The sequence below is a fragment of the Pseudodesulfovibrio sediminis genome, from assembly GCF_020886695.1.
Taxonomy (GTDB): domain Bacteria; phylum Desulfobacterota; class Desulfovibrionia; order Desulfovibrionales; family Desulfovibrionaceae; genus Pseudodesulfovibrio; species Pseudodesulfovibrio sediminis.
In genome coordinates this window covers 3,368,314-3,391,034 of the sequence record NZ_AP024485.1, presented here as the reverse complement: position 1 = coordinate 3,391,034, position 22,721 = coordinate 3,368,314, and the positions used below count along the sequence as shown (strand labels likewise).

General features: G+C 54.0%; 20 protein-coding genes. 11 read left to right on the top strand and 9 right to left on the bottom strand.

What is annotated here, in order from left to right; all coding sequences use genetic code 11:
• Positions 1-2: 2 nt before the first annotated feature.
• The 6 genes from SRBAKS_RS15915 to SRBAKS_RS15890 form a co-directional block, all read right to left on the bottom strand.
• Entirely contained in the window at positions 3-827 is an 825-nt protein-coding gene (locus tag SRBAKS_RS15915) for an ABC transporter ATP-binding protein (RefSeq protein ID WP_229591880.1), read from the bottom strand.
• Between the two features lie 4 nt (positions 828-831).
• Positions 832-1,842, bottom strand: a complete 1,011-nt coding sequence (locus tag SRBAKS_RS15910) for a FecCD family ABC transporter permease (RefSeq protein ID WP_229591879.1) — start codon at positions 1,840-1,842, stop codon at positions 832-834.
• On the bottom strand, positions 1,839-2,831 hold the full coding sequence (locus tag SRBAKS_RS15905; RefSeq protein WP_229591878.1) for an ABC transporter substrate-binding protein: 993 nt from the start codon (positions 2,829-2,831) through the stop codon (positions 1,839-1,841). Before SRBAKS_RS15905 ends, SRBAKS_RS15910 begins: the two co-directional genes overlap by 4 nt.
• 70 nt (positions 2,832-2,901) lie before the next feature.
• Positions 2,902-3,744: a class I SAM-dependent methyltransferase gene (locus SRBAKS_RS15900; RefSeq protein ID WP_229591877.1), complete on the bottom strand. Its 843-nt coding sequence runs from the start codon at positions 3,742-3,744 to the stop codon at positions 2,902-2,904.
• Positions 3,731-4,387, bottom strand: coding sequence for an FmdE family protein (locus SRBAKS_RS15895; RefSeq protein ID WP_229591876.1), 657 nt, complete (start codon positions 4,385-4,387; stop codon positions 3,731-3,733). Before SRBAKS_RS15895 ends, SRBAKS_RS15900 begins: the two co-directional genes overlap by 14 nt.
• A gap of 29 nt (positions 4,388-4,416) precedes the next feature.
• On the bottom strand, positions 4,417-6,456 hold the full coding sequence (locus tag SRBAKS_RS15890) for a TonB-dependent receptor plug domain-containing protein (protein WP_229591875.1): 2,040 nt from the start codon (positions 6,454-6,456) through the stop codon (positions 4,417-4,419).
• Between the two features lie 413 nt (positions 6,457-6,869).
• Between SRBAKS_RS15890 and SRBAKS_RS15885 the strand changes: the two genes are divergently transcribed.
• From SRBAKS_RS15885 to SRBAKS_RS15835, 11 genes are all read left to right on the top strand, one after another.
• The gene (locus SRBAKS_RS15885) at positions 6,870-7,988 is read left to right on the top strand and encodes an XRE family transcriptional regulator (protein ID WP_229591874.1); all 1,119 of its coding nucleotides are present in this window, start codon (positions 6,870-6,872) and stop codon (positions 7,986-7,988) included.
• A gap of 430 nt (positions 7,989-8,418) precedes the next feature.
• Complete coding sequence (locus SRBAKS_RS15880) at positions 8,419-10,323, top strand: proton-conducting transporter transmembrane domain-containing protein (RefSeq protein WP_229591873.1); 1,905 nt, start codon at positions 8,419-8,421, stop codon at positions 10,321-10,323.
• Positions 10,320-11,165, top strand: a complete 846-nt coding sequence (locus SRBAKS_RS15875; RefSeq protein WP_229591872.1) for an NADH-quinone oxidoreductase subunit H — start codon at positions 10,320-10,322, stop codon at positions 11,163-11,165. Before SRBAKS_RS15880 ends, SRBAKS_RS15875 begins: the two co-directional genes overlap by 4 nt.
• Positions 11,165-11,620 carry an NADH-quinone oxidoreductase subunit B family protein gene (locus tag SRBAKS_RS15870; RefSeq protein WP_229591871.1) on the top strand — a complete coding sequence of 152 codons (456 nt, stop codon included), beginning with the start codon at positions 11,165-11,167 and terminating at the stop codon, positions 11,618-11,620. Before SRBAKS_RS15875 ends, SRBAKS_RS15870 begins: the two co-directional genes overlap by 1 nt.
• The gene (locus SRBAKS_RS15865; protein ID WP_229591870.1) at positions 11,617-11,985 is read left to right on the top strand and encodes an NADH-quinone oxidoreductase subunit C; all 369 of its coding nucleotides are present in this window, start codon (positions 11,617-11,619) and stop codon (positions 11,983-11,985) included. Before SRBAKS_RS15870 ends, SRBAKS_RS15865 begins: the two co-directional genes overlap by 4 nt.
• Positions 11,986-13,062: a hydrogenase large subunit gene (locus SRBAKS_RS15860; RefSeq protein WP_229591869.1), complete on the top strand. Its 1,077-nt coding sequence runs from the start codon at positions 11,986-11,988 to the stop codon at positions 13,060-13,062.
• Between the two features lies 1 nt (position 13,063).
• A complete protein-coding gene (locus tag SRBAKS_RS15855; RefSeq protein WP_229591868.1) occupies positions 13,064-13,435 on the top strand; it encodes a 4Fe-4S binding protein in 372 nt (123 codons plus the stop codon).
• A gap of 267 nt (positions 13,436-13,702) precedes the next feature.
• Positions 13,703-13,933 carry a hypothetical protein gene (locus tag SRBAKS_RS15850; RefSeq protein ID WP_229591867.1) on the top strand — a complete coding sequence of 77 codons (231 nt, stop codon included), beginning with the start codon at positions 13,703-13,705 and terminating at the stop codon, positions 13,931-13,933.
• Between the two features lie 21 nt (positions 13,934-13,954).
• Positions 13,955-17,002 carry a formate dehydrogenase-N subunit alpha gene (fdnG, locus tag SRBAKS_RS15845; protein WP_229591866.1) on the top strand — a complete coding sequence of 1,016 codons (3,048 nt, stop codon included), beginning with the start codon at positions 13,955-13,957 and terminating at the stop codon, positions 17,000-17,002.
• The gene (locus SRBAKS_RS15840) at positions 17,002-17,754 is read left to right on the top strand and encodes a 4Fe-4S dicluster domain-containing protein (protein ID WP_229591865.1); all 753 of its coding nucleotides are present in this window, start codon (positions 17,002-17,004) and stop codon (positions 17,752-17,754) included. Before fdnG ends, SRBAKS_RS15840 begins: the two co-directional genes overlap by 1 nt.
• A gap of 22 nt (positions 17,755-17,776) precedes the next feature.
• Positions 17,777-18,193, top strand: a complete 417-nt coding sequence (locus SRBAKS_RS15835; RefSeq protein ID WP_229591864.1) for a cytochrome c3 family protein — start codon at positions 17,777-17,779, stop codon at positions 18,191-18,193.
• 674 nt (positions 18,194-18,867) lie between these two features.
• On the opposite strand, the gene SRBAKS_RS15830 is transcribed toward SRBAKS_RS15835, so the two are convergent.
• The 3 genes from SRBAKS_RS15830 to dgcN are packed head-to-tail and all read right to left on the bottom strand — an operon-like array spanning position 18,868 to position 21,713.
• On the bottom strand, positions 18,868-19,713 hold the full coding sequence (locus SRBAKS_RS15830; RefSeq protein WP_229591863.1) for a D-amino-acid transaminase: 846 nt from the start codon (positions 19,711-19,713) through the stop codon (positions 18,868-18,870).
• Positions 19,714-19,755: 42 nt separating this feature from the next.
• The gene (gene dgcA / locus SRBAKS_RS15825; RefSeq protein ID WP_229591862.1) at positions 19,756-20,721 is read right to left on the bottom strand and encodes an N-acetyl-D-Glu racemase DgcA; all 966 of its coding nucleotides are present in this window, start codon (positions 20,719-20,721) and stop codon (positions 19,756-19,758) included.
• Complete coding sequence (gene dgcN / locus SRBAKS_RS15820) at positions 20,712-21,713, bottom strand: N-acetyltransferase DgcN (protein WP_229591861.1); 1,002 nt, start codon at positions 21,711-21,713, stop codon at positions 20,712-20,714. Before dgcN ends, dgcA begins: the two co-directional genes overlap by 10 nt.
• Between the last annotated feature and the right edge of the window lie 1,008 nt (positions 21,714-22,721).

Here is a 22,721-nt window from a genome sequence, read left to right as displayed (position 1 = left end):
CATCAACTCCATTCTTGAAAAACAGGCGAAGAAGTGACTTGAGACGGCACTTCAAAGAGCGAACGTGGCATACAGGTCCGCACGCCGCTGCCGACATCGAGAATGGCTATGTCTTTTTTATAGAGAGCGCTGATGGCACCTTCGTTTATGATGGATTGCGTTGGCCCGTCGGCGACTATTTCCCCTTGGTACATAAGCACCGCCTGATTGGAAATCCAAAGCGCGTGGTCTGGGAAATGCGTTGTTTTGATAAAGGTATACCCCTCACGGGAAAGCCCCTTGATACATTCGAGCAGTCGGATCTGGTTGCCGTAGTCCAACCCATTGAGGGGTTCATCCATAACCAGCGTGTCGGCCCCCTGCGCCAGAGCCCGACCTATCAATGTCAATTGCCGTTCCCCGCCGCTGATTTCCGTATAGCTTCTGTCTTTGAGTTTGGAGATGGACAACCGCTCCATGGCTTTCATGGCGATATCGCGATCTTCCATGCTGTAGCGGGAAAACAAGGACGCATGGGGCGCACGCCCCATCAACACAACGTCGAAGACGCTATATGCAAAGGATAACCGGTGCGTCTGCGGCACATACGCTATCTTGCGAGCCAACTGGCTGGGCGTCAGCTCCGTAATGGGCACGTCATCCAAAAAGATCTGACCGGAATGCGGAGGGTAGAGTCCGAGGAGGATCTTGAGCAGCGTGGTCTTTCCGCTCCCGTTCGGTCCCAGCAGGGAAAGGATGCTCCCGTTTTCCAGCGTGAAGGAAATGTCTCGCAACACCTGGCTTCCATTATATCCGAAGCTCACATTGTGCACTCGCAGTTTATCCATGACGTCAACTCCATCCTTTTCGCGCTCCCCGAAGCACACAGACAAAAGCCGGAATGCCCAGAAGCGAGGTGAGAATTCCCAACGGTATTTCAACGGTGAACATCTGCCGTGACACATTGTCCACAACAAGCAAAAACAGCGCGCCGATGAGTGCGCTGCATGGCAAAAGGAACCGATTATCCGGCCCGACAATCATGCGGCTCATATGGGGAATGACAAGACCGACCCAGCCAATGATCCCGCCAATGACGACGGTCAGGCTGCTGATCAGGGTGGCAGCGACAATAAACATCAACCGTATGGTGCGCACACGCACACCAAGCGACCGTGCCTCTTCATCGCCCATGGTGAGAAGATTGAGCTTGTTGGCGAAAGCGATAATCACCACAATGCCAACAAGAATGCCCGGAGCCAGGCTGCTGATGGTGTGCAAATTGATCATGGAAAAGCCGCCCATGAGCCAATACACAATGGCAGGAAGCTGATCGTACGGATCTGCCAGATATTTTATTATTGAAAGCAGTGCCGTAAACAGCGCACCACTGATCACGCCGCAGAGGATAAGCAGAAGAAGCCGGTCGCCTTTATACAGCTGGGAGAGCAACACAGCCAATCCCACGGCAATCATTCCAAAGGAAAAAGCGCTGAACTGCACCACGGCCCAATCAGAGGAAAGCAGCATGCCCAGAGCGGCACCAAAGGAAGCGCCCGCCAACACACCCAATATCCCAGGGGACACCAGAGGGTTGATGAACATGGCCTGAAAGGTGGTGCCGGAAACCGACAGTGCCGCGCCGACGACCACAGCCGCAAGGATCCGCGGCAGACGAATGTCAAACAATATGACTTTGATACTGTTGGCGGTTCTGTCCGCCATTGGAGATTGAAACAGAATATGGTGCAGATAGTGCCAGATATCAACCAGTTTCAACGGATAGCGCCCCTGCGTAAAGGAGAGCAGGATCACTCCTGATAGAACCAGAATCAATACGCCGAATATCACTTGTTTTTTCATGGATTCAATAGGCTATTAATGTCTTCATCTGACAGATCCACATCCAGAAACAGCTTGTAGAACTCACGCGTGGCCTTCACCATATCTTTTGGATACCGTTCCGGATAAAGCTTGTTCGTCAACCATTGCAGGCCGAGAATACGCATGAAGGATGGAGGGCGGTCGAACCAGTTGAAGGGAATGGCCGGAATGGAATAGACACGTTTATTCTGCACGGCGCGCATCAAGCTCCACTGTTTTTCCTTATATATTGCCTCCGCGAATTGTTTGTTGCGAATGAGAATAACTTCAGGATTCTTATCCAGGACCTCTTCGATGGAGACCGTTTCCATGCCATAGGTTGAGCTGTCCACACAGTGCTGAATATTCCGGCCACCAGCCATTTGAATCAAAGCGGCATGCGGGGATTGATCGCATTCGGTTTTGAGTCCGTCCGGACCTTCCGCGTAATACACCCACAGTTTTTCGTCTTCCGGCAAATTCTGCAAAACCGGACGCACACCATCCAGCACCTGCTGCGTATAGTCGGCCAAAGCATTTCCCCGTTCAGGGCAGCCAAGCAGTTCGCCCATAAATCGAAAAGAACGAATATACTCTTCCATGGTGTCCAACTGCAGATACACGATAGGCAGGTTGATTATCTCTGCGGTCTCCTCCATGGGTTGATTGAGGGCGGTCTGTTTCCAGGACCAGACAAGCATGAAGTCCGGGTTCACGGCCATCACGTTTTCCAGGTTGGGTGTATTCCCCTGGCCAAACCATCCGCCAATGACGGGCAGCTCAAGGAAGTCTTTGCGAAGATATCCTTTTTCCACAGCGGTAAACTGAAAGTTCAACCCCGCGATCTTCTTGGAATCAAGCGCATACAAGAAGTACAGAACAGGCGGTGAAGCCGGAAAAATCGTTTGGATCGTATCCGGTATTTCCACCTCTCGGCCGGTCATGTCCTCTATGATGCGCGCCTGAGCGCAGGTAGCGAAAACAAACAAAAAAACACATGTTGTCCACAGAGCCAAACAACAACGGGTCCTGGATCGTGTACGAGGATACTGGAACATGTTATTCCTCCACCATATCTGTATCGCTACCGGTTTGCTTGTCCCAGGAAAGAACAGCCCAGCGAACGGGGGATGAAACAGGCATAGTTAACCCGTTTTCCACGGGTAAGAGCGTCTCTTGCAGATACTCCCGCAATTTCGCTTCTTCATCCTCGCTCATGTCATGCACCATCCAACGCACATCATTCAGCGCAGACTCATGATCAGGGTACACCTTGCGACTGCTATTGCGGGTAAAGGATACGTCGGCATAGATTCCCATCTGGCGAAGTACGTTGAGGACGATGATATAATCCAGACCAGGCGTGAACTTGCGGTCCACCGCGGAGAGAATGCGCGGATCATGAGGACCGTTTCCGACCAGTGTGGAAAGAAAAACCTTCTGGCGTGTAAAGTCTTGCGCCTTGGCAATGGAGGCGGACAAATCATCCATGAGCAATGAACGCGATGCCATGAAGACATCGTGGGGGTGGATATCCAGTTCGTCCCAGTCCTGCTCCCAGCTCCCGTCCACAACCCGAACATTCTCAATCCCTTCCTTTTCACAGCGTTCCTGCAATAGCTCTCGCATACGGGGAGAAGGGTCCACGGCAGTGACTGAACGAACTTTTTTGGCCAAGGGTATGGCCAGTGTACCGGCTGCACACCCCATGTCCAAAACCGTCCACTCCGGTTGTGGATTCATCATCTCCAGAAACTGCAGGATATAATCGGTCTCCTTCACAGATCTGGTAAATTCCGGGGCGCGTTTGTCCCAAAACGCGACTTTGTTGTATTTATGCCGACTGTTTTTTTTATGACATAACTGCCAGACGGTATTCCAATCGATATTAGGCACACTCATTACACTGCTCCCTCACATGATTGCAGGTTGATTGGACACTTCCCTCAGAGGGACTGTAATAAAACTGACCGGAGGCACAGGGTTTACAATATGTATTGCCGTCAACAACGATATCCCTATTGTCCAGAACCTGTTCTCCACAGGATGAGCAGGTAGCAATGCGGACAGGCACTCCAGGGAGGTCGCAAGGCTCCAAATGCACCACCACCTCCTTTACGGCGAGCAAATCCTCTTCCGACAACTCCTTGAGCGCCTGCAGTTCTGCGTCCTTACCTCCTCCCGGGTTCAACTTCCGGGCGAGCTCCGAGGCTTTTTCCATCGAGGATTTCAGGACATGAATTCGTACTGCTCTGCCCGAAGGAAGATGGACAAACGTCGCAGCCATCTTGCCATAATCCAGAATCTTGAGGCTTCTCTTTCCGGGTGTCAGTCCGGTAACAGTAAGAATGGCATCTGTTGCGCAACGATCGGTTTCCACAAAGGCAATGAAGTCCTTTCTCTCACGCCCGCGAGGATCGGTTATTCCCAATTCACGTAATCCTGCCATCCCGATACGCACGCCAATGATCTGACCGCCGCACACATGGCCATGGAATGCCACGGCTGCATCCAACAGGCGTTCGAATTCTTCTGTACTGCTCATGAGATTGCACCTTGTATTGTAGCGAGTGATTAGAATGTAAAATCAAGCCCCGCGTACACGGTTCTACCGGCTTCCGGGTAGCCTTCGTCGATCTCGTATTCCTGATCCAGGAGGTTCTCCGCGCCAACGTTGAAGGACGCATGTTCGTTGACCTTGCATTGAAACTTGGCGCCCAGAAGGAAGTATTCACCCGCGTTGTACGACCGATCAGTTCTATCCCAGCTACGGGAGTTATACTCACCGTCAATCATGAGCCAGATATCCGGGAAGAACTTGTATTGCAGGAAGACAAACGCCTTGTTTTCCGGCGTATCCGTCAGTACCTGGCTGGGCGAGGTGAGATTGTTGTAGTGCAGGTGTGTGTAATTGAAGCCACCGAACAGGTTTTCCACCAGATTCGCAGACGCTGACAGCTCGACGCCATACTGCTCTACATTGCCCACATTCTGGTTCTGGTACCGGGTGGGGATGACATAGACGGATTCGATGAAGTCGGAGATGTCATAGTAAAAGAAGGTGACCTCCATCGTGTCGGTCTTGTTAAAGTCCTGTTTATAGCCCAACTCATAGTTGATTGATTTCTCCGGCTTGAGAGAAGGGTTGGGATATGCCTTGCCCATTTTGTAGGAGAACTTGTCCTTGATCGAAGGGAGGCGGGTTTTGGCTGCGGCGGTGGCATGAGCTAGGCCGCCTTCGCCTACGCGATAAAAAAAACCAAGCTGCGGATTGACTCCACTGGCGCTTGGTTTATCAAAACTGACTATGTTGTTGCTGCCGTCCAGATCTTCGGCTTTTATTGTTTCGATATAGTCATAGCTGACACCAGCAATACAATACAGTTGATCCGTAATATCAATGGTATCCTCAAGCCCAATGGAATAAATATCCTCGTGGAAATGCTGATTCGGATCACCGTCATTATGCTCAATATGGTAATCGCCCTTATAATGTAAGGCCATCTTGAGCGCATTGTTTGGGATAACATAGGTGCCTAACTCGATTGCCCCGCCAACTGTGTGGTCATTGTAGTTGCTTCTGAAGGAACTGCCAAAATTCTGCGATGAATACGTGGCGTCGTCATAGCTGTTCAAGGCGTTTTTAAAACTATCAAAAAAGAGACGCGTCTTAATATAATAGTCCTTTTCGGCGCCAACAGCAGTCTTGGTGTTCATGTACACACTTTGTTTATCCCAATACGGCCAGCGCCAGTAGCGCACCTTCTCGGCGGGATTCGTGCCGGTGTAAGGAGGTGTTCCCTTTTCGCCATGTTGATAGATGTACGTGAGTGAATATTCGTCGGTCTTATTTGGAGTCAAACCCAGCTTGAGGCTGTATTTGCTGTCCTGTTTATATGAATTCTCCCGCACACCGCCATCTTCCTCAGTGGTCGCGTCATAGCTGTCGGGAAGATGATATCCATCGCTGTTCAAATAGGAAGCGCTGCCTTGAAAATACCACGCACCCTGGTTGGTTCCGGCATTTAAATACGAACGATATCCATTGGTATCGACACGTCCGCCGATATTGCCTTCAAACTCCTCGACAGGACGTCGGCTGACCATATTAATGGCACCGCCCATAGTGTTCGGCCCGTATAAGACTGAGGTAAACCCCTTGGATACGATTACTTCAGACAGGTCATACGTGGTGAAACGGCCCAAGTCCGGGTACCCATCGTACGGAACATATATCGGAATGCCATCAAGATAAATCGGGATGTGCTTTTGATCGAAACCACGAATTCTGATCATGGTTTCATTCCTGGCGCCTGTACGATCCGTTGTCAGACCGGGAACAATTTTGGTGAGTTCCGGGAGAGTGTTCGCTTCGAATTTGCGAAGTTCTTCTTTATCCACCTGTACGGAAGTCGGGTTTCCACTGTTGGCTTTGGTTGAAATGACTTCAATCTCACCCAGATCAAAAACACTTTTTCGTTCTTCCTGAGTGTTTTCTACTGGTTTTTCTTCCTTTTTTTCTACAACGCCATCATCAGATGCGTCTTCTGCTTGTGCAAGGGCTGTCCCTGCAAAACAAACAGACAGAACCAGCATAACAAAAAGACTATACAATACGCCTCGTATGAAAAGAACCATTCCCATTTCCCCTTCTTTCTCTGTTGCAGGAATTACCCAATCCATCGAAAAAACAACCTGCGTATACAGAATTGACAGGATCATATGGAAGGTGTTTAAAAACGTCAAATCATATTTTTAACATACATTGAACCGTTGATAAACCCCTATGCGTATATTTCTAACTCCATCAATCAAAGAACGCTTTTTGTTAACGATCTCTTCGTACGACAATAATCCGTTGCCACAGAACACTGTTGAACCAACCTTGACGCTCCGAGACAGCGATAGTACAGGGTAGAAAGAGGGAGTTTACATATTGAGCACTCGCTTTTCGTACGCTCCCTCTTAAGGACGCAGGAAGCGACTTTTACTCACGTACTTTTTCTCTCACAACGTGAGGATACAGAATGAAGCCGAAATCTCAGGCGTTAACAAATCAGGTGAAAGCCTATCGGACAAAGAAAGGCCTTTCACAGACGCAGTTAGCTGAACTTGCTGGTGTCAAGCGCCAGGCCATTTACGATATTGAGTCCGGGAAATACGCTCCCAATACTCTTATTGCGCTTCGCCTTGCCAAACACCTTTCCTGTCGTGTCGAAGATATTTTTAATGAAAAGGTAGAAGACTTGGCGTCTTTCACGCTGGTCGGGCCGCCTCTGGAGCACGTTGCGCGCGTCTCTCTGGCAAAGGTGCGAGACCGCCTGATTGCGTACCCGCTGCCTGGTTCCGATCCTTTCAACACCAATTTCGAAGCGGCGGATGGCTTGCTCTCCCCGGGGCAGGACAACGTCAAGTTGCTTTGCCCTCCTGACATGCCGGATAAGACGCTCATTCTTTTGGGATGCGACCCTGCATTCGCCCTGCTTTCCGCACATGTCTCCCGTAAAGCCGCAGATATGCGCATAAACTACCGTTTTGCCTCCAGCCTCAAGGCGGTCAACGGCGTGGCTTCTGGACACGCGCATCTCGCGGGCACGCATTTGCACCCCGGCACCAAGGTCCATGGCGACAACATCGTATTGGCCAAGAAAAGCCTGGGACAAAAACCCGCGACCATTATCGGGTTCTCGCAAATTGAAGAAGGGCTGCTAGTTGCTCCGGGCAATCCGTATAGCATCCGTTCCCTGGAGGATTTAACCAATCCGAAAGTACGACTCATCAATCGTGAATCAGGTGCCGCACTTCGCATCCTGCTCGATGACTTGCTTGAAAAACAGGGAATACCGCCGGAAAAAATCCCCGGCTACGATGACGTGGTTCGCAGCCATACGGAAGGCGTCATGCGTGTATTATACAGAAAGGCCGACGCCGCGTTGGGCTTTCGCGCAATCGCGAACATGTACGGACTGGATTTCATCCCGCTCATTTCCGCAAACTGTGAACTGGTCTTGCCGCAGGATCTCCTGGAACATCCAGCCATGAAAATCTTGCTCGACACCCTGCAAACCCGCGCCCTGCGGAATGAACTGAAAGCCCTGGCCGGATATGACACAGAGTCGACCGGATCAATCATTGCCGAAATATAAGCACACGGCATGAGTGCTTTCCAGCACATGTATCGGCTCTTGCCGGACGCTTAACCCTCAGCCATTCAACAGCTCCCAAAGAGGACATCCACCCCATCTTCCCTCTCTGTGAGCAAGGCCCCTTCGCGCTTCCCACCCGCTCCTACCGAGCTGTGCCCCGGTAGCATCACGGCCCCTGAACGGTATCCCATACACAAGGTTCGCTTCAAAGATTGTCATAATCCTGATTATGCTTTGCCCGTTGCGGGGAAAGTGTATATAACCCGCCTGTATATTTTTATTTTTTCTTCAATTAAAAATACGTTAAAAAAACAGTTTAAACGCTTGCCTTTAACTTTTGAGACCGATAATGGTTTTTACTCAATCTCATATCATGTCTACGGAGAGTGCTAGACAAAGAACCTAACGGATCTTTTACGGAATACACGCCATGCAATTTTCTCCATCGATTATCCTCCTGATTCTGCTTGTCCTTTGGCCCCTGCTGGCCGCTGCGGGGTGTCTTTTCGGATCACGCCTTCGCACCGCGCTTATCTGGGGTACGGCCCTTGTGCTGCCTGTTTCGGCCTTGCTGCTGGTATTGCACGCAGGCCCTGAAGGAGCGTTGCCGCTGCCGCCTGAGGCAACCCATGGTGTGCTGTTGGGCGCTGCCGTAGCCGACTTTCTGCTCCTGGCCTTTTTCCTTCTGGTGGCTCTGCGACGCAAAAGCATCCTTACCGCGCTTTTCGTGGTGCCGCAGGTCGCTCTGCTGGCCCTGTTGGAGAGCCAGCCCCACAGCGCTCCACCAACGCTGTTCCATGCAGACCAATTGTCGCTGACACTTGTTTGCGTGGTCTCGGTGGTCGGCTCGCTCATCTGCCTCTGGGCCGTGCCGTACATGCGCGAGCACGAACGACACCTGAACCTGAAGCGGTCAAGGCAGCCAGGTTTTTTCCTCGTATTACTGGGCTTTCTGGGGGCCATGAACGGCCTTGCCCTGGCCGCGGACTTGCGGCTCTTTTATCTGGGCTTCGAGTTGACCACACTATGCTCCTTCCTGCTCATCGGTCATGATCGCACCCCGGTAGCCAAAAACAACGCACTCCGGGCCTTGTGGATGAACTCCGTCGGCGGCCTCGCCCTGATCGGCGCCATGGTCTGGCTGAGCATGGATGGCTCGGGCCTGCATATTCCGACTCTGGTCGCCACGACTGGCCTTTCGTTAATCCCACTGGCTTTGCTGGTGCTGGCAGGGCTTGCAAAAGCGGCGCAACCGCCCTTTACCGGCTGGCTTTTGGGGGCCATGGTTGCCCCCACCCCCACCTCGGCCCTGTTGCACTCCTCAACCATGGTCAAGGCCGGAGTCTATCTGGTCCTTCGTTTTTCCCCCGCCTTTGCGTCCACGGTAATCGGGCCGACCACAGCACTGATCGGCGGCTTCGGTTTCCTGGCCGGGGCTGTACTGGCCATGGGGCGCTCCGACGGCAAGGAAGTGCTTGCCTACTCTACCATTTCCAACCTTGGACTCATGATTGCCTGTGCCGGACTGGGTACCCCCTGGGCTCTGGCCGCCGGAACCTTACTGCTCCTCTTCCATGCCTTGGCCAAGGGATTGCTCTTTCTGTGCGTGGGCAGCGCGGACCAGGGACGCGACGGTCGACAGGCCGAAGACCTGCGGGGGCTGGTTTCCGGTATGCCACAAACAGCGCCCCTGCTCGCCCTGGGTGTCGGGGCCATGCTCCTGCCTCCTTTTGGCATGTTGCTGGGTAAGTGGATGGCCGTGGAAGCGGCTTCGAGCAACACCCTCCTGTTGGTTCTATTGGGACTTGGTAGCGGCCTGACCATGGCGTATTGGACCCGCTGGGTAGGGCTGGTGCTGAGTGCAGGAGAGAGCACCGGGGCGGACAAGGAAATCGGCTCCGCACGCATGATTCCGCAATATGTGCTGGCTGGGCTGACCTTGGCCGGAACAGCTTTGGGCCCCTGGCTCTACGTATTGTTATCCGGCCCGAACACCGACCAGATGGTCACCGGCTTTCAGGTAGGCGGTTTTGTCTACTCCCCCCTGCTCGTGGCGCTGCTCTTCGGGCTGGCACTGGGGTTCAGAGCACACGCCCGCCGGAACACCGCCAGACGAGCCGGGCCATATCTCGCGGGATTGGCCTCAACAAGCATTGCCTCATTTACCAATACGCTGGGTCAAACCATGCAGGCCAAGACAGGACTGTACGCCTTTGAGCGGCTGTTTGGAGAAAAGCGGCTGTTGCCCTGGATTAACGGGCTGGCACTGGCCGGACTGACAATTTTGCTGCTTCTGGCGCAATTTGGCGCTTTCTGGCTGGGAGGGAACGCATGACCAATCTGTTGATAGGGCTTATCGTCCTGTGCTTCACTCCGTTTCTGGGCGGACTCATCCAAGGCATGGACCGCATTCTCACCGCACGTGTTCAGCGACGGGTCGGACCGCCGCTGTTGCAACCGTTCTTTGATGTAATCAAGCTCTGGGCCAAAGAACCGCTGTTCACCAGTGCCATGACAGACTTCTGTGCATGGGGAGGACTGGTCGGTTCGGCTGCGGCTTTGGGCCTTTTCATAACTGGACAGGACCTGCTGCTGGTTTTCTTTACTCAGGCCGTAGGGGCAGGGCTTCCGGCTGTGGGAGCACTGGCCTCTCCTTCGCCTTACAGCCAGACAGGCGGCCAACGCGAGCTGTTGCAGCTGGCGGCCTATGAACCTGTCCTGTTGCTCATCCTGGCCTGCGTGGGACAGGCGTCCGGCAGTTTTGCATCCTGGGCTCCCCTGGCGCTTTCCGAGCCGCTGCTGCCACAACTGCCTTTGGCGTTTGCTGCACTCCTGCTGGTCACAGGCATCAAATTTCGCAAGTCGCCGTTTGACACGGCTGCTTCGGCCCATGCGCATCAGGAGCTGGTCCGCGGCATGTATACAGAATATTCGGGCCGATCACTGGCCCTGCTCGAAGTGGCTCATTGGCTTGACACGGTGCTCCTGTTGGGCATCTGTGCCTTGTTCTGGGCTTCGAACCTCTGGTGTATGGCTCTGGTTGTGGCATTGGTCTGGCTGGGCGAGATTGTGCTGGACAACGCTTCGGCCCGACTGACCTGGCCCTGGCTTCTGGCCGTCTTCTGGGGCCCAGGCCTGATACTGACCGCAGTCAATTTGGCTTGGGTGGTATGGTAATGAATATATTCAAGAAAATAACGAATTTGGCACGGCGCAAATCCCCCTGGATTCTGCACTACGACTGTAGCAGTTGTAACGGCTGTGATATCGAGATTCTGGCCTGCCTGACTCCGCTCTACGACGTGGAACGATTCGGTGCGGTCAATGTGGGCAACCCCCTCCACGCGGACGTTCTTCTTGTTACGGGCTCGGTTAATCTCCGTAACGCCGATGTGCTCAAGGAGCTGTATCGACAGATGCCGGATCCCAAGGCAGTCGTGGCCGTTGGTGCCTGCGCGCTGTCCGGCGGGGTTTTCCACGATGCCTACAACGTGCTGGGCGGGGTGGACAAGATCATCCCTGTAGACGTGTATGTTCCTGGCTGTCCGGCCACACCGGAATCCGTACTGGACGGGGTGATCATGGCCTTGGACAAGTTTGGACATGGTTCCAATCAAGGAGAGAACGCATGAACGCCGAAACCATTTCTTTGTCCGAACTGGGTGCCGAGTCTGCTCGACGCGCTACCGAAGGGTGGCGTCTGGTGACTGCCACTTGCGTTCCCCTGAAGGATGGCGACATTGACCTGATCTATCATTTCGACAGAGACCTCGTCATGGAACAGGTACGCCTCACCGTGGCCAGAGACGCGGAGCTGCCCAGCCTGAACCCGGACCACCCTGGCGCCTATTTGGTGGAGAACGAGATACAGGATCAGTTCGGTCTACGCTTTTCGGGCCTGACTCCGGACTTTGGCGGACAGATGTTCCTGGAGCCGGAAGCCCGGCTCTCACCCATGGCCGCCTATACGGTGGTGCCAAAGAAGGAGGAGGCGTAGATGGGCCGTACAGTCATACCCTTCGGACCGCAGCATCCGGTACTCCCTGAGCCCATTCATCTGACCCTGACTCTGGAGGATGATCGTATTGTCGAGGCGTTGCCCCGAATGGGATACGTCCACCGGGGTCTTGAACTCCTGGCCCAAAAACGCACCCCGGACCAAATGGTCCAGGTGGTGGAGCGAGTCTGCGGCATCTGCTCCATGATGCACGGCATGTGTTTTTGCCAGGCCCTTGAGGAGATACATGGTATCGAGCCGCCGCCGAGAGCCAAATGGCTGCGCGTGTTCTGGGCCGAGATGCATCGTCTGCACAGTCACCTTCTTTGGCTGGGCCTTTTTGCCGATGCCCTGGGCTTTGAGAATCTGTTCATGGGATTCTGGCGGGTACGTGAACGGATTATGGACATGCAGGACGCCACAACCGGCAACCGGGTCATGGTCTCTGTTTCCGCTATCGGCGGAGTGCGACGTGACTTACCCCCGGATCTGGAGTCATGGTGCCGAAGAGAACTGATCGGAGTGCGAGACGAAGTGCACCGTCTGGGCAAGGCCATGCTGGGCGATTATTCCACAGCTAAAAGGACCAAGGGTATCGGGGTGTTGACTGCGGAGCGGGCGCATGATCTGGGTACGGTAGGGCCGGTCTTGCGTGGCTCGGGCGTCGCTCATGATATTCGCATGCTGGATAAGGAAATTTACGGCGCGCTGGAGTTCACTCCCTGTGTGGAAACGGACGGTGACAGTTGGTCCCGACTGGCCGTGCGCATTGCTGAAAGTGAACAAAGTGCGAATCTGGCCCTTGGGGCCTTGGATAAGTTGCCGCAGGGTGACATTACAGTAAAGGTCAAAGGAAGGCCCGAGGGCGAAGCCGTGCGACGCGTGGAACAGCCTCGTGGCGAGGCACTGTATTATGTGAAAGCCGATGGCGGGAAGCTCCTGGATCGGGTACGCATCCGCACGCCCACATTCGCCAACATTCCCGCTTTGCTCGACCTGCTGCCAGGCCATGATCTGGCCGACGCGCCAGTGCTGGTGTTGACCATCGACCCCTGTATTTCCTGTACGGAGCGATGACATGAAGCTGCCCCGATTGATTCCAGAAGCACTCAAAGGCCTTTTTTGCCGTCCCGCCACCCGGCGCTATCCCGCCGAGACCCGTGAACCCTATGCCGAATCTCGCGGGGAGATCGTCAATGATGCGTCCAAGTGCATCCTTTGCGGTCTTTGCGCCCGGCGTTGCCCAACGGCCTGCATCGAGGTGGACAAGAAAGGACTCTGGGCTCACGAACCCTTTGCGTGCGTCCTGTGCGGCTGGTGCGCGGAAGTCTGCCCCACGCACTGTCTCACCCAGTCCACAGAACGTCCGACTCCCAGTGCTACCCGTCAGCGTACCGAGCTGCACCCTGCTCCACCAAAGCGTCCAGCCAAGTCCAAAAAAGACGCCTAGGTCGCCAGACGACTCTGGAAGCATCGGATGTGGGCCAGCTCTGGCGGCTCACTGAACGGTATTGAGGTGGGCAGTTTGAACGCTATGCCGCCCTGCACTTGATACCGCCCCTCAAAAAACAGCATGGTTCACGGTTTTTCGAGCACATCGAAACGGCTGTGCATAATCATGCGTAAGTTACCTTCTTTTGCTGTTCTCTTGAATTCTCCATACCTATCAGTCGCTTTAGTACATGATGTACAAAAGCAATGGTAATGGAGGTGCACAATGGCACTCAAAGAAAAATCCCTAACAGCGCAGAGCACAACCAATCTTCCTTTTGGCGGACTGGGGATGTCTCTTGAAGCCTGTGAATCGTATGCCGACACGCTGCATGTTCAAGTCATTACTTGGGCGCCAGCCTCTTTTTGTGTTGGCATGACGGTTCATGAGCCTCCTGTGGCGCTCTCTGGCTATAGGCTCCTTACAGTGCTCGGCTGCGAAATTCGTGGACGATAACAACTAATCTAGGATTATGGAATGAAACTGAATCGTCGTGACTTTGTAAAGCTGTCTTCAGCAACCGCCCTTGGCGTCGCCTTTTCAGGCCTCGGTGTCGGATGCAAGAAAACAGCAGTTGATAAAATCAATCATATGAAGCCTGACTGGAGTAAAGAAACTACTTCTGTTTGCGCATACTGTTCTGTTGGTTGTGGATTGGTAGTCACTACCTCTTTACAGACCAAAAGAGCCATCAACGTGGAAGGCAACCCCGACCATCCCATCAACGAAGGTTCTCTCTGTGCAAAGGGCGCAAGCTCCATTCAGATGACCGAAAACAATTTGCGCAACGGCAAGTGCCTCTACCGCGCACCCTACTCTGGTGAGTGGGAAGAAAAAAGCTGGGAATGGTGTAAAAAACGCATCGCCAGACTTGCCAAAGAATCCCGCGATAAATCTTTCCTGGAAAAGAACGACAAAGGCCAGGTCGTTAACCGTAACATGGGTGTAGCTTCCCTTGGTTCTGCTGCACTGGACAACGAAGAATGTTACGCAATGCATACTTTCATGCGCGCCCAGGGTATCGTCTACCTCGAACACCAGGCACGTATCTGACACAGCGCAACTGTTGCGGCTCTGGGAGAGTCGTTCGGACGCGGTGCGATGACCAATCACTGGAATGATTTACAGAACAGTGATTGTATTTTGATAATGGGCAGCAATGCTGCCGAAAACCACCCCATTTCCTTCAAATGGGCACTTAAAGCGCAGGCCAAGGGCGGAAAGATCATTCACGTTGATCCGCGGTACACTCGTACGTCCGCACGTTCCGACAAGCATATTGCGCTCCGTTCCGGTTCCGATATCGCCGTTCTGGGCGGTATGATTAAATACATCATCGAGAACAAACGGTACTTCCTCGACTACATGCGCGACTACACCAACGCCTCTTTCATCGTTGGTAAAGAGTTCGATTTCGAGGACGGCATGTTCTCCGGATTTGATTCCAAGACAGCCGCATACGACAAGTCGAAGTGGGCATTCGAATACGATGCCGACGGTATCCCCAAAAAAGACAAGTCCCTCAAGAACCCCCGTTGCGTTTTTCAGATCGTGAAAAAGCACTACGAGCGGTACACGCTTGAGAACGTCTCCAACATGTCGGGTATTTCCGCCGAAGACCTGACCGAACTCTACGATACCTACTCTGCGACCGGTACTGCCAAAAAAGCAGGCACCATCATGTACGCAATGGGCTGGACCCAGCACTCCGTTGGTGTGCAGAACATCCGCGCCATGGCCATGATCCAGCTCCTGCTCGGCAACATCGGTATCGCCGGCGGCGGTGTCAACGCACTGCGCGGCGAATGCAACGTACAGGGTTCCACCGACTACGCGCTGCTCTACCACATCCTGCCCGGTTACATCGCGACCCCGCTGGCTGGCCTCGACACTCTCGACCAGTACAACAAGAAGTTCGCTCCCGTGACCAAGGACCCGATGAGCGCCAACTGGTGGCAGAACTACTCCAAGTACTCCGCCTCCCTGATCAAGGCCATGTACTCCGACGATGATCCCAAGGATGCATACAGCTACCTGCCGAAGTTGGAAAACCACAAGGCAAGCGAATACTCCTGGATTCCGCTCATCGACCGCATGTACAATGAAGGTTTTACCGGCGCGTGGATCTGGGGCATGAACCCTGCCTGTTCGAGCTCCGACTCCGAAAAGACCCGCAAGGCCCTGTCCAAACTGGACTGGATGGTCAACGTCAACGTCTTTGACTGCGAGACCTCGAGCTTCTGGAAAGGCCCCGGCATGGACCCGAAAAAGGTCAAGACCGAAACCTTCTTCATCCCTTGCGCCACCGCAATCGAGAAGGAAGGCTCCGTCGCCAACTCCGGCCGCTGGATGCAGTGGCGTTATGCTGGCCCGGAACCGAAGGACGGCGTCCTCACCGATGGTCACTACTTCCACGAACTGTGGGAGGAAATGGTCCACCTCTACGAGAAAGAGGGCGGCGCCTACCCTGAACCGATCACCCGCCTGAGCTTCGAGAACATGTGTGAAAAGAATGACCATGGTCACATGGAATTCAGCGCACGTCAGACCGCCAGACTCTGCAATGGCTGGTTCACCAAGGACACCGTCGTCAAGGGCAAGGAGTTCAAGAAGGGACAGCAGGTCCCGAGCTTCGCCTACCTCCAGGATGATGGCTCCACCACCTCCGGCAACTGGCTCTACTGCAACTCGGTGAGCGACACCGAGAACAAGTCCATGCGCCACAGTATCGCTCAGACCGAACTGCAAGAGAAGATCGGCCTGTTCCCGAACTGGACCTGGTGCTGGCCTGTCAACCGCCGCATCCTGTACAACAGAGCTTCCGTGGATCTGCAGGGCAAACCCTGGAACCCGGAACGCACTGTTATCGAATGGAACGGCAAAAAATGGGAAGGCGACGTCCCTGATGGTGGCTGGGCTCCGGGCACCAAGCATCCGTTCATCATGCGCAAACACGGCTTTGGTCAACTCTTTGGCCCGGGTCGTGCTGATGGCCCTCTGCCTGAATACTACGAACCTCTGGAATGCCCTGTTAAGAAGCATCCCTTCTCCAGCACCCTCCACAACCCGACTGCGGTTCAGATCAAGGGTGAAGAGAAAGCGGTTTGTGATCCACGCTACCCGTTCGTCGGTACGACTTACCGCGTGACCGAACACTGGCAAACAGGGTCCATGACCCGCTGGTGCAGTTGGTTGGTGGAAGCCGAACCACAAATGTTTGTTGAAATCAGCCCACAACTGGCTGAACTGCGCGGCATCGAAAATGGTGAAAAAGTCACCGTTGAAAGCGTCCGTGGTTCCTTATGGGCCATCGCAATGGTTACCGAACGCATCCAGCCATACAACATTGATGGCAATGATGTGCATATGGTCGGTATGCCATGGCACTACGGCTGGGTGATGCCGGTTGACGGCGGCGACTCTGCAAACATTGTAACACCAAACGTTGGTGATCCGAACACCGGTATTCCTGAATACAAGGCGTTCATGGTCAACTTACGCAAGTGGAAGGAAGGGGATAAATAATGAGTGGTAAAAGCTTCTTTGTCGATTTGTCCCTTTGTACCGCGTGTCGAGGTTGCCAGGTTGCCTGCAAGCAGTGGAAGAATCTCCCTGCCGAAAAAACCCGCAATGTCGGCTCCCACCAGAACCCGCAAGACCTGTCTTTTCAGACTATCCGTCTTGTTCGCTTCAATGAAGCGCGTGATGCCAACAATAAACTGCAGTGGTACTTCTTCCCGGAACAGTGCCGTCACTGTCTTGAACCGCCCTGCAAGTACATCGGAAACATGTACTGCGAAGACGGTATCGAGCAAGACGCCACGACCGGCGCTGTGGTCATGAACGGCCGCACGGCTGGCATCGGTGACAACGTCACCAGTGAAGAGCTGTGTCCGTACAACGTACCCCGCATGGACGAAGAAAGCGGACAGTGGTTCAAGTGCGACATGTGCCTGGACCGTGTGGAAGCCGGCCGTCTCCCTGCCTGTGTTCAAAGCTGCCCGACCGGCACCATGAACTTCGGCGATCGTGCAGACATGCTCGCTCTCGCGGAAAAACGTTTGGCGGAAGTGAAGAAAACCAATCCGGATGCGTACCTTGCAGACCCCGAGTCTGTCCGTGTCATATACCTGTGCACGGCTGCGCCGGAAAGCTATAATGGCAATTTGCTCGCCTCCTTGGATGGAAGCAAATTGATGAAACAGACACTGGCCAAAGCTGAAATCAACCGCCGCGACATGCTCGCCGGTCGTTTTGGCTCAAAAACCAAAGCGTAACCATACATACAAAGGAAATATTATGAAAAAAGTATTCATCATGTCCCTGCTGTGTGTGTGCTTTACCGCAGTGTTGGCCTTTGCCCAGACAGAACTGGTCTCTGCGATTGATGCTCCGGACGATGACCTTGAAATCAATGTCATCAAAGGAAACAGCAAGCGAGATCTTGGAGTTACCTTCAATCATTCCAGCCATGAGGATATTGATTGCTTCACCTGTCACCACAAAAACACCGTACAAGACGAACCCGAGTCCTGCGCGAACTGTCATACCGAGACAGATCCCAGTGCACAGGGAGTCACGTCTTACTTCCGTGCAATGCATGTGAAAAACCCGGAACGCACATCCTGTCTCTCTTGCCACGTAGAAGAATTCTCTGGCGACAAAGACCTTACAGGTTGCGTCAACTCCGCGTGTCACCCCACGGGCTTGCAATAACCCTGGCTAGGTTGGACATACGGTCAAACGTATGACCAGCCAGAACTGAAACAACATACATTCCCGGGGCGGGGAACCTCCCTTGCCCCGGGTTTATCCTTCCCGGCTTACAATCTGCTCAAGATGTTCGCTGACAAGATGCAGGAAGCAATCAAGGTCGCCGCGTATTGCTTTACGCAGGGATTCAGGTTGATTCGAAGCAATGAAGCCAGTGAGGATCGCCAGCAAACCAATGAAACACCTCCGTAAGCTGTCGCGCCGGACCTTGCGACACTATGGCATACGGAGTTTCTTCAGACCCCACGCAGCGTGCTATCTGCGTGGGGTCTATTCGTTGATTCGTCCAGCTGAAGGTCTCTTGGAAAATGCACGGACATGCATTTCATGATTGTTGGGGCCGTATCCCCGTTGAACCGCGCGTGGTGGTAGGTTTGAATTATATTGAGATCGTCCTTGCCATAGAAGTCTGCACAGCACAAAGGGAGCCAACGCATAGGCGTTGACTCCCCCTTATTATATCAGCTTGTACTATGTACCGCCGGGATTAGGACAATCGGGTATTATTCATCAGTGGTATATTCGAATCAAATGCCCTTCACTCGTTCTACTGCCAAGAATATTCGCATTGATACGAGCATCGACTACAATCGCCTCCAGCGGCCGCAGCGGTTCATTTATATTGCAGTGTTCTTGCTTTCCTCAATATAGATTTCGTTCAGGCGCTTGGAAACAGGGCCGGGAACGCCGCCATTCAGTTCCGTGCCGTCGACCTCGATCACCGGGGTCACGAAGGAGCTGGCTGCCGTCATGAAGGCTTCGCTTGCTTCCTTGGCCTCGTCCATGGTGAAAGGACGTTCTTCGATTTCCAGCCCCTGCTCTGCGGCCAGCTTCAGCACGGCTGCGCGGGTGATGCCGGACAGGATGGAATTGGACAAATGACGGGTCACGATCTTGCCATCCTTGGTCACGATATAGGTATTGTTCGAGCTGCCTTCGGTCACAAAGCCGTCCTTGACCAGCCAGGTGTCATCCTTGCCCTGCTTGTAAGCGGCCATCTTGCCCATGGAGGCAGCGAGAAGCTGAACGGTTTTGATATCCCTGCGGCCCCACCGGATATCCGGGGAGGAAACGACCCTCAATCCTTTCTTTTCACCAGTCAATTTCCTGGACTGGGTGAACATGACCACTGTCTGCGCAGCGTCTTTGGGGTACAGAAAATCCCGATCGGCAACACCGCGGGTGACCTGAATGTAGACAACTCCCTGATCGACGCTGTTCTTGTCTATCAACTCACGGTGCACTTCGAGGATGGCGTCCCGATCAAGGGGCATATCCATCTCCAACTCACCCAGAGACCGTACGAGACGGGCCATGTGGGCGTCGAAATCCAACAATTTTCCATCAACAACGGAAGTCACCTCGTAAACGGCATCAGCGAACAGGAATCCCCTGTCAAAGATGGATACCGTGGCTTCTTCTTCCGGCAAAAATTCTCCATTAACATATACAGTACGGCTCATAGCAAACCTCGTCTTCAAATCAGTATTTATACAATAAACGCCTTAACCCCAAAGCGCTGTCCGGGGCGGATAGACGTCTCCGGCATCATATTTCAAACCATGCTCACGGTCGGTTGCCAACAGCAGCGGGCCGTCCAGATCGACAATCTCCGCGCCCTGAGCGACCAGCGTTGCCGGTGCCATGGCAAGAGAGGAGCCGACCATGCAGCCGACCATTATCGCATACCCTTCGTGCAGGGCTTCCTCGCGCAGGGCCAGCGCCTCGGTCAAGCCGCCCGTCTTGTCGAGCTTGATGTTGACCATATCGTACTTGCCCTTGAGACCAGGCAGGGACGTGCGGTCATGACAGGACTCGTCCGCACAGACCGGCAGGACACGATCCAGCGTCAACAGCGCGTCGTCATCACCTGTGGGCAACGGCTGCTCGACCATGGCTACGCCGAGGCGAACCATGACCGGGGCCATCTTCCTGTAGGACTCGGCGGTCCAGCCCTCATTGGCGTCAACGATAATTCTGGAATCGGGCGCACCTTCACGCACGGCCTCAATCCGGGCAATATCGTCGTCAGTCCCGAGCTTGATTTTCAGCAGGGGACGATCCGCGTTCTGACGGGCATCCTCAAGCATATTCTCAGGCGTGTCGAGCGACAGCGTGAATGCGGTCTGCAACGGTTCAAGGGAACCAAGTCCTGCGAGTTCGGCAACCGATCTGCCTGATTTCTTGGCCTCCAGATCCCACAGAGCGCAGTCAACGGCATTGCGGGCCGCTCCGGGAGGCAACAGCTCCTGGAGTCTGACACGGTCAAGCGGCATGGGCAGCGATTCGATCTGGCCCATGACACTTTCCACAGTCTCGTCATACCGCTTGTAGGGAACGCACTCGCCCCGACCGCACACGTCACCGTCGTGAATCGTCACGGACACGACCACTGCTTCGCTGCGCGAACCGCGGGAAATGGTAAACACCTTTGCCAGCGGAAAAACGTCCCTGCTCAGTTCTATATGCATGCAAGCGCCTCGACCAGACGACCGGCTCCCTGACGGAAGGGATCGACGGTCGGTATGCCCATTGTTTTCTCAACATCATCCAGGTAGGCCAGCGCCTCTTCCTCGGACATGTGCTGGGTGTTCACGGAAATGGCGGCAACCTTGCAGTCGGGGTTCACCCACTGTGCCAGCGGCAATGCGGTGTCGCGCAACTGCGCAAGGGACGGCAGAGTGTAATCGGGCAGACCGCGCATGGTCTCACGGGTCGGCTCATGGCACAGGATCAGGGCATCAGGCTGACCGCCGTGAATCAGGGCCATGGTCACGCCGGAGTAGGATGCGTGGAACAGGCTGCCCTGCCCCTCGATGATATCCCAATGATCCGCGTCGTTATCCGGGGTCAGCCATTCGATGGAACCGGCCATGAAGTCGGCAATGACGGCATCCAGCGGAACGCCGTTCCCTTCAATAAGGATACCGGTCTGACCGGTGGCGCGGAAGGTGGACTGCATTCCCTGCTTCTTCATCTCGCGATCAAGAGCGATGGCCGTGTACATCTTGCCAACGGAACAGTCCGTGCCCACGGCCAGACAGCGCTTGCCGGTGCGCTTCTTGCCCGAAGCGATGGGGTACTTGACTGTAGGGATGCGCACATCATGCAGGGTGCAGCCGCTTTTCTCGGCAGCCTCCACCAGAGCGGGTTCGTCGCGCAAAAGATTGTGCAGGCCGGATGCGACATCCAGCCCGGCCTCAAGAGCCTCCACCAGAACGGAAGTCCAGCTCTCGGAAATAATGCCGCCGCGATTGACCACGCCGATGACCAGCGTCTTCACCCCGGCTTCGACTGCTTCCTGAACCGTCATGTCCCTGATGCCCAGATCGGCCTTGCAGCCATCCATGCGCAGCTGGCCTGCTGCGGCATCGGGCCGCCAGTCATAGATACCCTGAGCCATTTTTGCTGCCAGACCATCCGGTGCATCCCCAAGAAAAAGCAGATACGGTGCTTCAAACATATACATATTCTCCATGGACGAAGTGATAATCCACTTCGGTTGTTTCATGATAGCCAGACCGGACGATGCCGACCAGCCCCCTGTCACCCGAGGTGTGCCTTACAATTTCCGAACCCAAAATGCCCGGTTCCCCACAAAAATGTAAGCCGCGCCACATATCAATAATAAACAAACAACGATTTCAGCCTATTATCTCGATCTTCAACACATTATTTTTTTGATCGTGTGTCTTTTCATCACACTACCATTTTAACAAATTTTACAATCGTGAAACATCTAAATTGTAAATTTTCATCATTGTAATTTTTAGTTCCGAAAATCAAGATGGAGTTTTTTATATATTCGACAAACTTTCGTCAACAACATCCTCAACAACATACTCCGGGGTCCAAAAGACAAATCGCCGGTCGCCATGCAATCAGGCAGACCGGCGACCGGAAACACTTTTCGTCGATCAAGCCTCCCTTACGACAAGGCTATCTTCTTACAGGTCTCACTGACCATGAGAAACGCTGGAATGATGGAATCCAGCAGCATATATTCGTCCAAACGGTAGGAGTTCTCTCCGCACGGGCCCATACCGTCAATGGTCGGAATGCCCTTGGCCGCGGTCCAGTTGCCGTCCGCACACCCGCCCGTAGAGAGACCGTTGACTGCGCCCCCAGCTTCTGCCCCTCAACGATCAACTGCTGCAGAAGCGCCTCGCTCCCGGGGCTGCAATGCATGATCCGGGATGATATTGGTCTTGTCTCCACCGCGAATGACGGTGCAGCCTCCAGACACTCCAGCGTGCCTGGAGGCTGCAGTACCAATACGTTCCCCTATCAGCCCACCTCGAAATCGGGGCGGTCCCTTATTTTGATAGCATCCCCGCAAAAGCACGCTCACAAAGCTGATCACGCACCCTTGATGGCACGTACCCGGCTGAATGCCCCAGTCCCGACATACACCAATGTCAGCCTCGTGGCTCACGCCCAACACCTCCCCTCTCCAGCCCCAAAAGTATGC

Coding starts and splice junctions, on each gene's coding strand:
- SRBAKS_RS15915 (WP_229591880.1), bottom strand. CDS start 827: ATGGATAAACTGCGAGTGCACAATGTGAGCTTCGGATATAATGGAAGC.
- SRBAKS_RS15910 (WP_229591879.1), bottom strand. CDS start 1,842: ATGAAAAAACAAGTGATATTCGGCGTATTGATTCTGGTTCTATCAGGA.
- SRBAKS_RS15900 (WP_229591877.1), bottom strand. CDS start 3,744: ATGAGTGTGCCTAATATCGATTGGAATACCGTCTGGCAGTTATGTCAT.
- SRBAKS_RS15895 (WP_229591876.1), bottom strand. CDS start 4,387: ATGAGCAGTACAGAAGAATTCGAACGCCTGTTGGATGCAGCCGTGGCA.
- SRBAKS_RS15885 (WP_229591874.1), top strand. CDS start 6,870: ATGAAGCCGAAATCTCAGGCGTTAACAAATCAGGTGAAAGCCTATCGG.
- SRBAKS_RS15880 (WP_229591873.1), top strand. CDS start 8,419: ATGCAATTTTCTCCATCGATTATCCTCCTGATTCTGCTTGTCCTTTGG.
- SRBAKS_RS15875 (WP_229591872.1), top strand. CDS start 10,320: ATGACCAATCTGTTGATAGGGCTTATCGTCCTGTGCTTCACTCCGTTT.
- SRBAKS_RS15870 (WP_229591871.1), top strand. CDS start 11,165: ATGAATATATTCAAGAAAATAACGAATTTGGCACGGCGCAAATCCCCC.
- SRBAKS_RS15865 (WP_229591870.1), top strand. CDS start 11,617: ATGAACGCCGAAACCATTTCTTTGTCCGAACTGGGTGCCGAGTCTGCT.
- SRBAKS_RS15860 (WP_229591869.1), top strand. CDS start 11,986: ATGGGCCGTACAGTCATACCCTTCGGACCGCAGCATCCGGTACTCCCT.
- SRBAKS_RS15855 (WP_229591868.1), top strand. CDS start 13,064: ATGAAGCTGCCCCGATTGATTCCAGAAGCACTCAAAGGCCTTTTTTGC.
- SRBAKS_RS15850 (WP_229591867.1), top strand. CDS start 13,703: ATGGCACTCAAAGAAAAATCCCTAACAGCGCAGAGCACAACCAATCTT.
- SRBAKS_RS15840 (WP_229591865.1), top strand. CDS start 17,002: ATGAGTGGTAAAAGCTTCTTTGTCGATTTGTCCCTTTGTACCGCGTGT.
- SRBAKS_RS15835 (WP_229591864.1), top strand. CDS start 17,777: ATGAAAAAAGTATTCATCATGTCCCTGCTGTGTGTGTGCTTTACCGCA.
- SRBAKS_RS15830 (WP_229591863.1), bottom strand. CDS start 19,713: ATGAGCCGTACTGTATATGTTAATGGAGAATTTTTGCCGGAAGAAGAA.
- dgcA (WP_229591862.1), bottom strand. CDS start 20,721: ATGCATATAGAACTGAGCAGGGACGTTTTTCCGCTGGCAAAGGTGTTT.
- dgcN (WP_229591861.1), bottom strand. CDS start 21,713: ATGTTTGAAGCACCGTATCTGCTTTTTCTTGGGGATGCACCGGATGGT.